Below are 11985 nucleotides of genomic sequence, written 5' to 3' on the forward strand. Positions count from 1 at the left end.
ACTCCACCGCCAGCGGCGGAGACCACCCCGGCACCGGCACCGGCACCGGCACCGGAGACCACTCCACCGGCGGCGGCAAAGACCACCCCGACCCCAGCGCCAGCCGCGGAGACCACTCCACCGCCAGCCACGGAAACCACCCCGGCACCGGCACCAGCCACGGAGACCACTCCACCGGCGGCGGCGGAGACCACCCCGGCCCCGGCGCCAGCCGCGGAGACCACCTCACCGCCAGCCACGGAAACCACCCCAACCCCAGTGCCAGAGACCACCCCACCGCCAGCGGCGGAAACCACTCCACCGCTGACGGCGCCCTCGGCAGCGACCACATCCTCGGCGGTGACCCGATGACCATCCGCCTGGAGTGCGCCGGCCTCACCGGCGGCAGAGGTAGCACCACCGCATTCCGGAACGTCGATCTCGCGGTCGAGGCCGGGTCGGTGCTGGCCCTGCTCGGTCCGAACGGCGCCGGCAAGACCACGCTGCTGCTGACCCTGTCCGGGCTGCTGCCGGCTCAGGGGGGAACCGTCAGCGTCGACGGCGCGCGGCTGCGCAGCGGCCGACCCACCGCGGCGAACGCGGCCGGCGTGGTGCTCGTCCCCGACAACCGCTGCCTGTTCACCACCCTTTCCGTCGAAGAGAACATCCGGGTGGCGGCCAAGCGCAACAGCCCCAAGCCGAAAGAGCTTCTCGAGTCCTTCCCAGCTCTCGAGAAGCGGTGGACCCTGCCGGCAGGGGCGCTCTCCGGCGGCGAGCAGCAGATGCTGGTCATGGCTCGAGCCCTGATCCAGCAGCCCCGGGTGCTGCTGATCGACGAGCTCAGCATGGGCCTGGCACCCCTGATCGTCGAGGGTCTGTTCGCCACCGTCAGTCGCATCGCCACCGACCACAAGTGCGCGGTGATCCTGGTCGAACAGCACGTCAACCTCGCCCTCGAGGTAGCCGACGCCGCGGCCGTCCTCAACCGCGGCAACATCGTCCTGCGCGGGCCGGCGAAGGATCTGGCCGCCGCCCCCGAGCTCCTGGAGAACGCCTACCTCGGCATTCACGATGCGGAAGTCGATCAGAGCCCTGCCGTTGCTACCAGCTGACGGGCTCTGAGCTGTCAGGTCGGACGGGTCCTCCGGGTGCCGAAAGTCGGCCCGGGCGCCCCTGCACTACCTCCTCGGCCTGAAGATCGACCCTCGCACCATGCACATCCCCCTCCCGGTTCAGCCGTCCCCGGCTGATCGACCGTTCCCGCCATGCCGCCGCGCCGGCCGGCCGGTCATTCCGCCTCCAGGTCGGTCGCGCTGAGCGGCCGGCCGGGCAACAGGTCTCCCGAATGGGCGCGCAGGCCGTCGAGGATGACCGCCTGCGCGCGTTCAAGGGCGACGTCCGCCGTGTCGTCGGGTGTCCTCCGGACACCGCGCAGCAGCAACGAGAAGAGATGGATGAGGTCGCCGGTGCCCACATCGGCACGCAGCGACCCCTCGTTCTGTGCCCTGCGGACGAGGCCGTCGATCACCACGACGAGCTCGCGACGGATCCGCCGGATCTCAGGGTCGGCCTGGATCGCCGCCACGATCGCCGGCGAGAAGAGAGTGGGCAGGCGCAGCACGAGCCGGGTCTCGTCGGACGCGCTCATGCTCCGTACCAGCGCGTCCCACGCCTGTTCCTCCTCCGCCGCGGCCTGGCGTGCCCTGACCAGCGTGGCGGCCAGGTTGTCCCGCACGACCGCCATGATCAGCGCATCCCGGTCCGGGAAGTGCCGGTAGAGCGTGCCGACGCCGACACCGGCACGGCGGGCGATCTCCTCCATGGGCACGTACGGGCCGTCCTCGACGAACGCGAGTGCGGCTGTTGCCAGGATCTTGCGGCGGTTACGGCGCGCATCAGCACGTAGCCGCTCCGGTGATCCCGCTGTCACGCCTCAGGACCTCCCTGCCCGGCAACCCCGCCGCCGAGTGATGACGGCCACCAAACGGAAGGATACCCTCCGCTTGTGCACGGCGTAGGCGGAAGAGAGTCTTCCGGTAGACCGACCATGGTCGACAGCGGCGGTTGGCCCTCGGCCTGGCCGAGGGCCAAGGGCTGGACAAGCCCTCGACTCCCAGAGACGGCTACGACGGCACTGGCAGCTCGTCGTGAGAGCCGAGCTCGGTGACGCCCTCGGTGGTGACGAGGACGACCCGGTCCGCGCCACGGATCGTCGACATCCGGTGGGCGACGATGAGCACGGCCCGGCCGGCCGTCGCCGCGGCCACCGCGGCCTCCACGAGCTTCTCCGTTCCGGGGTCCAGCCCGGAAGTGGCCTCGTCGAGCACGACGACGTCCGCGTCGAGCAGGCACACGCGGGCGAGCGCGACGAGCTGCCGCTCGCCCGCCGACAGCAGCGCCCCGCCCTCGCCGACCTGGGTGGCGAGGCCGTCGGGCAGGCTGTCGAGCCAGCCGCCGGCGCCGACCGACGCCAGCGCACCGGCCAGCTCCTCGTGGGTGGCGCCGGGCCGCACCGCCAGCAGGTTGTGCGCCAGCGTGCCGTTGGTCAGCTGACCGTCCTGGGCGACCATCACGACCCGCGACCGCAGCGCCCGCCGGGTCACGTCCCGCAGGTCCACGCCGGCGTAGCCGACCCGGCCGGCGGTGGGGTCGAACAGCCGTGCCATCAGCTTGGCGAGCGTTGACTTGCCGGCGCCGGTCGGCCCGACCAGTGCCACCCGCTCGCCGGGCCTGATCGTCAGGCGCACCCCGCGCAGGACCTCAGGCTGACCGTCGGCATACCGGAAACCGACGTCCTCGGCGTGGAGCGGACCGACGTCCGGCAGCTCCCGGGTGCCCTCCAGGAGGTCCACCGGCTCGTCGAGCAGGCCGTAGATCTTACGCAGCGCCGCGGCCGCCGATTCGAGCACCGTGACCAGGAAGCTCAGCGACTGCACCGGCTCGAAGGCGAGCAGCAGGTAGAGCACGAAGGCGCTGAGGGTGCCCACGGTCACCGCGTCCCGTGCGGCGAGGGCGCCTCCGGCGGCCAGTACCGCCGCTATGCTCCCGACGGTCGCGAACTCCATGGCGGTGAGGTAGACCGACTGGATCCGCACCGCCGTGACGTTGGCGTCGAGCTGCCGGCCGCTGCGCCCCAGCAACGCCGCGGTCGTCGCGGGCTCCTGGCGGAACGCCCGGACCACCCGAAGCCCGGCGAGCCGCTCGGTCAGCTCGGTCACGGTGTCCGCGACGCGGTCACGCACCCGGGCGAACGCGGCGCGGGAGGCGCGGCGGAACCACACCGTCGCCGCGACCAGCGCCGCCGCCGGCAGCAGGCAGACCAGCGCGAGCTGCCACGACAGCGCGACCAGCACGGTGACCAGGAAGGCGAGGGTGAGCACAGCCTGCGCGAACGGCACGACTCCGAGCTGGACGGCGTCCTGCAGCGCGTCGACGTCCGCGGTCATCCGGGACACCAGGGTCCCCGCCGGGGTGCGGTCGAAGTAGCGCACCGACATTGACATGACGTGGTCGACGGTGCGGCTGCGCAGCTCGCGCACGAACCACTCGCCGATCCGCCCCACCAGCTCGACCTGCAGCCGGGCGAGCACCAGGCCAGCCACGGCCAGGCCCAGGTAGAGCATGCCGGCGCGAGTGATCACGCCGGTGTCGGGCCGGTCCCCGACCAGACCTTCGTCGATGGCGTAACGCAGGATCCAGGGCCCGGCCAACGCCGTCGCCGTGGTCGTGACAAGCAGCAGCGCCGCCAGCGCGACCGCCGGCCAGCGCGGCCGCAGCAGCGTCAGCGTCCGTGCCAGCAGGCTGCCGCGGCCCGGCGGCGACGGCCTGCCTGCCGGCGGGCCGCCGGCAGGGGTGGTCCCGGTCCGGGTCGCGCCGGACGGAGTCACACCGGTCGGGGACGTCATGACATCGTCAGGGCGCCACGGCCCGCCGGCGCCCCAGGGCCAGGGCCGGGACCAGGGCCGGGGTCGGCGTCGGCGTCGGCGTCGGCGTCGGCGTCGGCGTCGGCGTCGGCGTCGGGATCGTCCAGGTCGCCGGAGTGGGCGACCAGCACCCGCCGATAGCGTGGCGAGCTCTCGAGCAGGTCCTCATGGGTGCCGGTGGCAGCGACCCGGCCGCCCTCGAGCAGCACGACCCGGTCGGCGAGGCCGATGACGGCGGGCCGGTGCGCGACAAGGATCGTCGTCCGTCCCCGGACCACGGTCGCCAGCGAGGCGACGATCTCGGCCTCCTTCGTCGGGTCCACCGCGCTGGTCGGCGAGTCCAGCAGCAGCACCGGTGGGTCCGCGACCAGGGTGCGGGCCAGCGCCAGCCGCTGTCGCTGGCCGCCGGACAGGCCGAGGCCACGCTCGCCGACCAGCGCGTCGTAGCCGCCCGGCCGGCCCGCCACCACGTCCTGCGCCCCGGCGAGCCGGACCGCCGACCGGAGCTGTTCGTCATCGGCCTCCGGCGCGCCGAACCGGAGATTGTCGCGGACCGTCCCGCTGAACAGGAACGCGTCCTCGAACCCGACGCCCAGCTGGGCGCGCAGGTCGGCGAGCGACCAGTCCCGGACGTCGCGGCCGCCGACACAGACCCGGCCGGCGCCGACGTCGTAGAAGCGGGGCACCAGAGCGCCGAGGGTGGACTTGCCGCTGCCGGTCGCACCGACCACGGCGACGCACTCGCCGGCCGGCACCACCAGGTCAAGCTCCCGGAGCACCTGACGACCCGGCGCGTAGCCGAACGTCACCCCCTCGAACCGCACCTCGAGCCCGCCGCCGGGCCCGGCGGTCGCCGAGACAGTCGCCGTTGCCGGGGCGGTCCTCCGGGCCGTGCCCGTCGTGCCCGTCGTGGCGGTTCGGGCCGCGGTTCCGGCTGTGCTTCCGGAGGCGCCGGCCGTGGTGCCGGCTGTGCCTCCGGCCGTGGTCTCGGCTCCGGGGTCGGCCGTGCTTCCGGCCCTGGTTCCGGCCGCGGCCGGCGCCGCGGCCGGTTCCTGCTCCTCGTCGAGGATCGCGGCGACCAGCCCGGCCGACACCACCGCGCGCTTCAGCTGGGACGCGGTCATGCCGGCGATCCGCAGCGGGCCGACGATCAACAGTCCGAAGTAGCTGAACTGGACCAGCTCGCCGACCGTCAAAGCCCCGTCGGCGACCCGCAGCCCGCCGATCCACAGCACACCGACCAGGCCGAACGCCGGAAGCAGTTCGGCCAGCGGCAGATAGGTCGCGCGAACCGAGTTCAGCCGCAGCGCCGCCCGCTGCACCTGACCGGCCTGGTCGCGGACGCGGCGCCGCTCGTCGTCCTCGGTACCGAGGCCCTTGGTGGTGCGCACCCCGGCGATCGACTCCTCCACGGTGCTGGCCAGCACGCCGAGCTCGGACTGCAGGTCCAACGCCCGTGGCCCCAGCCGCCGGGTCAACCGGACGGCGACCGCGAACACCGCCACGGCCGGTGCCATCGCGACCACCGTCAGCACCGGGTCGATCCGGGCCAGCAGGATCGCCGTCCCGACCAGCATCACCAGGTTGGAGACCATGATCGGGATGTTGATCACGGGCTGCTGGGCCTGTTGCAGGTCGGTCGTGGCCCGGGCGACCAGGACGCCGCTGGGGTGCCGGTCGTGGAACGCCGCCGGCAGCCGCACCACCCGCGCCAGCAGCCGGTCCCGCAGGTCCGCCTCCACCACGTAGGCGAGACACTGCCCGTAGTAACGACGCAGCCCGGCGAACCCGGCGCCGACCACCGCCAGCCCGGCGAAGAGCGCGACCCCGAGCCACAGCTGGCCGGAGTCGTCGCCGAGCACCCCGGCGTCGACCGTGTGCGCGACGAGCAGCGGCGCGGCGAGCTTCGTCGCCGTCCAGAGCAGGCCGGCGCCGATCCCGGCGGCCATCAGCCGCCGGTGGCGCCCCACCGCCGCCGTCACCAGTGCCAGTCCCGGTCCGCCCCTCACCGGGAGTGCCGCGGTGGGGCCGGCCGCCGCGGCCGGCAGGCGGGAGACGGAGGGCGGGACGGGTACCGGGACGAGTCCGGGCCCGGGGGAAGGACCGGCCAGCCGCCGTACCGTCTCCGCTCGGCTGGCGCGTGCCGCGTCACGCCGGGACGGTGACCGGCGTGCCCCGCCCGGCGTCACGGGCCGCCACTCCGGCCCGCAGCGCCGGTACCAGCCCTCCTCCCCACAGTCGGACGTCGTCGAGCGGATCGAAGCCACGGATCAGGAACCGGTCGATGCCGAGGTCGTAGTACTTCAACAGTGCCTCGGCCACCTGCTCGGGCGTACCGACGTGCCCGGACGAGTTCCCGCCCGGACCGGTCAGCGCGGTGATGGCGAACCACAGCCGCTCGTCGTGAACCTCAGCCCGGGAGGCCGCGTCCTGCATGCGGTCGGAGGCGATGCTCTTCTGCTCGCCGAAGTACTTCGCGGCGAGCAGGCCGTTGCCGGCACCGATCCGCCGGGCGGTCTCCGCCCGGATCGCCTCGGCGCGCTCCCACGCCGCCTCCTCGGTGTCGGCGACGATCGGTCGGGTCGACAGGCTGAACCGCAGCGTCCGGCCGTGCTTGGCGGCCTCCGCCCGCAGCAGGGCGATCCGCTCGGCGGTCTGCTCGAGCGGCTCACCGAACAGCATGTAGACGTCGGCGTGCGCGGAGCCGGCGGCGACCGCGCCCGCCGACTGGCCGCCGAAGAACAGCGGGACGCCGCCGGGGCTCGTCGGCCGGACCGAGCTGAAGGCGCCTTCGAACCGGTAGAACGGCCCCTCGTGGTCGAACGGCACCTCCGAGGTCAGGGCGCGCCGCAGCACGCTCATGAACTCGGCGGTCCGCTCATAGCGGGTGTCGTGGTCGGCGAAGTCGCCGTCGCGGCGCTGGTCGGTGTCACTGCCACCGGTGATGTGGTGGATCGCGACCCGGCCGCGGCCACCGGTCAGCGCGTCCAGCGTGGCGAGCTTGCGGGCGACCAGGGTGGGCGCCACGAAGCCGGGCCGGTGCGCGATCAGCACGCCGAGCCGTTGCGTCGCGTACAGCACGTGCGAGGCGATCGCCCAGCCGTCCGGACCGGTGGCGCCGTAGCCGATCAGGACGCGGTCGAATCCGGCCTCGTCATGCGCCTGGGCGAAGCGGGTCAGGTAGTCGGTGTCGACCACCGGCCCGTCGAAGGTCCCCCGGGTCTCGGACATGTCCTTGGTGCCGACCATGCCGATGATCTCGATGGTCATCGCGCGGCACCGCCCACAGCCGCGTCGGCGGCCTGCGGCGAGCGGTCGCCGGCGCGGGGTGCCGCGGCCAGCGCCGCCTGCACCGGTGTGATCTCGTCGCGCCGGGCCGCCTCGCCGCGGTCGCGCCGGGCTATCTCCTCGCGCACCAGCGGGATCAGGTGCCGGCCGTAGTCGATCGCGTCGTCATAGGGGTCGTAGCCCCGGATCAACAACGTCGTGACGCCGATGTCGACGTAGTCGAGCAACGCCGCCGCCACCGTCTCCGGTGTGCCGACCAGCGCCGTGGAGTTCCCGCCGCCGCCGATCGCCGCCGCGAGCGGCGTCCACAGCGCACGGTCGTGCAGCTCGCCCTTGGCCGCGGCGGCCAGCAACCGCTGCGAGCCGACGTTCTGCGGCGCGTCGCGGTTGCCGCTGAAGCCGCGGAACTCCTTGAAGTACTCGGCGGCCTTGCTGACGTTCTCCCTGGTCGAGGCCAGGATCCGGTGCGCCCGCTCCCAGGCCAGCTCCTCGGTGGCGCCGAGGATCGGACGGAACGACACGCTGATGCGCGGCGGGGTGGTCCGGCCGGCCGCGGCCGCGGCGGCGTTGACGGAGGCGATCTGCTGGGCGGTCTCGGCCAGCGGCTCGCCCCACAGCGCGAAGACGTCGGCGTGCTTGCCGCCCACCCGGTAGGCCGCCGCGGACGACCCGCCGAAGTAGATCGGCAGGTGCGGCTTCTGCACCGGCGGCACCGCGGAGAGGTGGTCCTCAAGCTGGTAGTACCGGCCGTGGTGGGAGAAGGGCTCGGTGGCGGTCCACGTCCTGCGGACCACCTCCAGGTACTCGTCCGTGCGGTCGTACCGCTCGTCCTTGTCGAGATAGTCGCCGTCACGCCGCTGCTCGGCGTCGCTGCCGCCGGTGATGATGTGAATCGCCACCCGGCCGGCCGAGAAGTTGTCGAGGGAGGCGAAGTAGCGCGCGGCGACGGTGGGGAACACCACTCCGGGCCGGTGCGCGACCAGGTATCCGAGGCGCTCGGTGTGCGCCGCCGCGTAGGCCGCGACCTGGAGGTTGTCGACCGATCCGCTGCTGTACCCGATGAGCACGCGGTCGAATCCGGCGTCCTCGTGGGCGACGGCGAACCGCCGGGTGAAGTCGCGGTCCACGAGGGGACCGCCGGTGAACCCGCTCGCCTCGGAACCGGGGCGGGTGGCTATCAGGCCAATGAACTCGACCGGCATGGTGGTACCTCTTTCCCGGGCACGGAACCTGTCGGCAGCGCTCGGACGAAGGGGGGACAGGGGGAGAGCATGCGGGCGGGGCGCCGGCTGTCCAGCGCCTGTAAGTCGATCGGGAAAGTGAACATTGCGGCACGAGGCGCCCGGAGCGGATCCGACGCGTGCCGCCGGGCACTCGTGCGTGAGTGCCCGGGGTGGCCCACCGAGCGGCCGGCGTCACCCGCCGGCCGACGGCTCCGATGCGTCGGCTAGACCGCCGGCCGCCTGACGTGACAGAGCGCGCTCGCCGTCCGTCGCAGATCGACGTGGCGCCGCTGCGCCGCACGCAGGCCCGAGGTCATGTCCGCAGACTGACGGAATTGAGCGAGCGTGTCAACAGGGGATAAACCAGTGACTACGTCGCCACATAACGCCAGGGTGGCGCGCAGGCCCGCATGTTACCGTCGTACCCGTCATCCCATCAAGGCATGAGTCGTGTGTCTCATCCTGCATCCCCTGTTCCTCAGGAGGTGTGTCCCAGTGGGCCAGGCCGACGCGATGAACGCGTTCGACCGCGGCGCGGGCAGCCTGTGTCTCGACTTCGTCGCGACCCTGCGCGACACCTCCGACCAGTCGGTCGAGATGCTCTCGACGCCCGGCGACCTCGCCGCCTGGTTCGAGCTGACCGGTCTGCCTGTCGCCGCCGGCGGGCTCACCGTGCAGGACCTGCACTCCGCGCAGGCCCTCCGGGCCGCCGTCGACGCCGCGACCCGGGCGCTGATCGCCGGCCGGCAGCCGGGCGCGGACGACATCCGGCTCATCAACATCACCGGCCGTCACCCGACTCCGGTCTTCTTCCTGAGCGCGACAGGGCGAGCGAAGATCGCCTCCGCGGAACCGGACACCGCGGCCACCTTCTCCGTGATCGCACGCGACACGATCAATCTGCTGTCCGGCGCCGATCTCGGGCGTGTCCGTGCCTGCTCGGGGTGCGCCGCGCTGTTCTTCGACCGCTCACCGTCCGGCCAACGACGCTGGTGCTCGATGCGTCGCTGCGGCGAGAAGGCCGCCTCGGCCAACTATCGGCGCAGGCTGGCCGCCCGCGCCTGAACGCTCCCAGAGTCGGTGGAGGTCGCATGTCCGCAAAGCCGCCTGACCCGGCGCCCGACGGCTTCCACGGGAGGCTGCACCGGGTCACGCCCGTCGGCCTCTCCCCGCGCACCGCCCAGACCGAGGGCATGCGCAGGGTCGCGGCGCTCTCCGGCGCCACCGTCGGATCCGTCGATCTCTGGATGGGGCAGACGCACGTCGCCGCGGCCACCGCGTCGGCCAACCATCATCACGGCCGCTCCGAGACCGGCATCTACGTGGTGAAGGGCAACCCCGCTTTCGTGTTCCTGGACAACGACGAGGAGATTCGGATCGACACCAGCCCCGGCGACTACATCTACGTGCCGCCGTGGGTGCCGCACCGCGAGGAGAACCCCGACCCCGACGAGGAGGCCATCGTCGTGATCGCCCGCACCACGCAGGAGGCCATCGTGGTCAACCTCCCGAGTCTGCACCGGGTCGGACCTGCCGCGGCCGACCCGGCGTCGCCGACCCGCCGGGACTGGCACACCTACTGACAGTCGGTCACTGACAGGCGGTCAGCCGGCGGGCACCGGGTCCGGGGCGAGCGGACGGCTCGGCAGCTCGCGGCGCAGGACCGGGGCGATCTCGCTGAAGAAGAACTCGGGGATGTCGAGGTAGTCCCGCCGGGCCAGCCAGCCCTGGGTCACCTCCTCGGCGAAGCGGGGTCAGATCACCCGGAAGTTGTGGGTGCCATCCCTGTCGAGCTGCGCGACCAGGCCGTATTCCCACTCGAGATAGGCCTCCATCGCCGAGCGGCTGTTGTCAGTGCCTTCGTACGGACGCCGGTAGCGGTCGAGGGGTGTCTCGGCGTAACGCGCGGGCTCCGTCTCGACTGATCTCCCGCTGGCCAGCCACCCCGCCGTCCCATCCTCAAGGGCGTACGCCGGGACCGCGTGTGCCGAGTCCGCGGCGAGCCGGCCGAGGTCAGCTGTCGCGAACTGCGCGAGCAGGCCGTCGCCGGAGGTGAGGACGAGCCGGTCCGCGCGCGGCAGGTGCCGCAGCGCGACGGCCAGGCGGGAGCGGCTCGCGTGCCACGCGCCGGGTATGTGCCCGGCGGCGTAGGCACGGCTGGCTCCCACGTCGACGACCACCGTCACCTGGGAGGACTCGCTCAGCCATCGGGCCAGGTCGTCGGGCGCGACGGACGGCACGCCCGCCGGCGCCGGGGCCGGGGAGACCGGCCGGCCCCGCTCGGTGTGGTCCGCGGCGGCCGCGTCCGTCACCGCCCAGGTGTCCCAGCCCATCTGCGCCAGCCAGGATCCGGTCATCGCCGCGCGGACGCCGTCGTCGTCGGCCAGCACGATCCGGGCTCCGCGCACCGGCGCGTAGTGGTCGGTCTCCTGAACCAGCTGCCCGCCCGGCGCGTGACGGAAGCCCGGCAGATGCCCCGCCTCGTACTCGGCCGCTGAGCGCACGTCGAAGAGATAGACCGTCCGGCCGGGCGGGGGCGCTCCCACCAGGTCGGCGGTCGCGGCGAAGCGGACACCGGCCAGTTCGGCGGCGGCCCGGGCGCCGGCCCGGGCGACGTCACGGTGGGCGGCCTCGACCTGGACCGGCGCGGCCGCGGTGGCCGAGCGGTCCAGAACCTGGCCGGCGAGCACCCACCCGATCGTGCCGTTACGCAACGCCGCCACCGGATTCGGCAGCCCGGAGTTGATGAGCGACTGGGCGCCGATGATGCTGCGGGTGCGCCCGGCACAGTTGACCACCACCTGGGTCGCCGGGTCGGCGGCCAGCTCGCGGATCCGCAGGACCAGCTCCCCGCCGGGCACGCTGGTCGCCGTCGGGATGCTCATCGTGTGGAACTCGTCGGGGCGGCGGGCGTCGACGACCACCACGTCCTTCCCCGCGTCGAGCAGGGCCCGCAGCTCGGGAGCGGAGACCGACGGTGTGCCCCGGACCGAGGCGACCAGTTCCCCGAACGCCTTGCTCGGGGTGTTGACGTCGATGAACATCTCGCCGCCCGAGGCGGCCCACCCGTCCAGGCCGCCCAGCAGCCGGCGGACCTGGGTGTATCCGAGCTCGACCAGGATCTCGTGGGCCCGTTCCGCCGTCGCGACGGCGTCGCCGTAGACGGCCACGAGAGTGTCGCGCCGGGGGATGCGCCCCCAGGCATCCAACTCAAGGCGTGACAGCGGGATGTTCGCTGCCCACAGCGGGTGTCCCTGCGCGAACAACGCCTCCTCGCGCACGTCGACGAGCGCGATCTCCTGGCCCCGCCGCAGCAGGTCGCGCACGTGTTCCGGCGAGATCTCCAGGGGTGTCATCGTGGTCCTTCCGGGTTCTACGGTCGACTCATGACCAGGCTCCGGTCGCGCCTGGCAAGGGCGCGGCCGGAGCCTGGTCACGCGGGCGGGAACGTCAGGAGGAGCCGATCGTGACATCCCCGGCCCTCTATTCGACCCCACGGATTAAAGGTCAGTAATGCGGGGCGAAATCGGGAGGTGGTGCGCTCCATTCGCCAGGGTGTTCGGCGACGAAGG

At 73.0% G+C, this 11985-nt stretch carries 11 protein-coding genes; 3 read left to right on the forward strand and 8 right to left on the reverse strand.

Translation table 11 applies throughout. The annotated features are described in order from the left end of the window. The first annotated feature begins 347 nt into the window (after positions 1–347). The gene (locus MXD62_RS25485; protein WP_248831988.1) at positions 348–1091 is read left to right on the forward strand and encodes an ABC transporter ATP-binding protein; all 744 of its coding nucleotides are present in this window, start codon (positions 348–350) and stop codon (positions 1089–1091) included. Between the two features lie 176 nt (positions 1092–1267). On the opposite strand, the gene MXD62_RS25490 is transcribed toward MXD62_RS25485, so the two are convergent. The 6 genes from MXD62_RS25490 to MXD62_RS40895 all read right to left on the reverse strand — a co-directional run bounded on the left by MXD62_RS25490 (position 1268) and on the right by MXD62_RS40895 (position 8730). Then, a complete protein-coding gene (locus MXD62_RS25490; RefSeq protein WP_248831957.1) occupies positions 1268–1909 on the reverse strand; it encodes a TetR/AcrR family transcriptional regulator in 642 nt (213 codons plus the stop codon). Positions 1910–2102: 193 nt separating this feature from the next. Next, the gene (locus MXD62_RS25495; protein ID WP_248831958.1) at positions 2103–3884 is read right to left on the reverse strand and encodes an ABC transporter ATP-binding protein; all 1782 of its coding nucleotides are present in this window, start codon (positions 3882–3884) and stop codon (positions 2103–2105) included. Then, positions 3881–5884 carry an ABC transporter ATP-binding protein gene (locus MXD62_RS25500; protein WP_248831959.1) on the reverse strand — a complete coding sequence of 668 codons (2004 nt, stop codon included), beginning with the start codon at positions 5882–5884 and terminating at the stop codon, positions 3881–3883. The genes MXD62_RS25495 and MXD62_RS25500 overlap by 4 nt, the downstream gene beginning before the upstream one ends. A 166-nt stretch (positions 5885–6050) precedes the next feature. Continuing rightward, positions 6051–7172, reverse strand: coding sequence for an LLM class flavin-dependent oxidoreductase (locus tag MXD62_RS25505; protein ID WP_248831960.1), 1122 nt, complete (start codon positions 7170–7172; stop codon positions 6051–6053). Beyond that, positions 7169–8392 carry an LLM class flavin-dependent oxidoreductase gene (locus MXD62_RS25510; RefSeq protein ID WP_248831961.1) on the reverse strand — a complete coding sequence of 408 codons (1224 nt, stop codon included), beginning with the start codon at positions 8390–8392 and terminating at the stop codon, positions 7169–7171. The genes MXD62_RS25505 and MXD62_RS25510 overlap by 4 nt, the downstream gene beginning before the upstream one ends. A 245-nt stretch (positions 8393–8637) precedes the next feature. Continuing rightward, positions 8638–8730: a putative leader peptide gene (locus MXD62_RS40895; RefSeq protein WP_368672099.1), complete on the reverse strand. Its 93-nt coding sequence runs from the start codon at positions 8728–8730 to the stop codon at positions 8638–8640. A gap of 178 nt (positions 8731–8908) precedes the next feature. Between MXD62_RS40895 and MXD62_RS25515 the strand changes: the two genes are divergently transcribed. Further along, positions 8909–9478 (forward strand): ABATE domain-containing protein, encoded by a 570-nt coding sequence (locus tag MXD62_RS25515; protein ID WP_248831962.1) that lies wholly within the window; start codon positions 8909–8911, stop codon positions 9476–9478. A 26-nt stretch (positions 9479–9504) separates the two neighbouring features. After that, on the forward strand, positions 9505–9996 hold the full coding sequence (locus tag MXD62_RS25520) for a cupin domain-containing protein (protein WP_248831963.1): 492 nt from the start codon (positions 9505–9507) through the stop codon (positions 9994–9996). A gap of 21 nt (positions 9997–10017) precedes the next feature. On the opposite strand, the gene MXD62_RS39395 is transcribed toward MXD62_RS25520, so the two are convergent. Together MXD62_RS39395 and MXD62_RS25525 are read right to left on the reverse strand one after the other, a co-directional pair. Further along, complete coding sequence (locus MXD62_RS39395; RefSeq protein WP_285224182.1) at positions 10018–10149, reverse strand: hypothetical protein; 132 nt, start codon at positions 10147–10149, stop codon at positions 10018–10020. Positions 10150–10167: 18 nt separating this feature from the next. Next, entirely contained in the window at positions 10168–11769 is a 1602-nt protein-coding gene (locus MXD62_RS25525; RefSeq protein ID WP_248831964.1) for a rhodanese-like domain-containing protein, read from the reverse strand. Positions 11770–11985 lie beyond the last annotated feature (216 nt).

Source organism: Frankia sp. Mgl5 (assembly GCF_023242985.1).
GTDB classification, from domain to species: domain Bacteria; phylum Actinomycetota; class Actinomycetes; order Frankiales; family Frankiaceae; genus Parafrankia; species Parafrankia soli.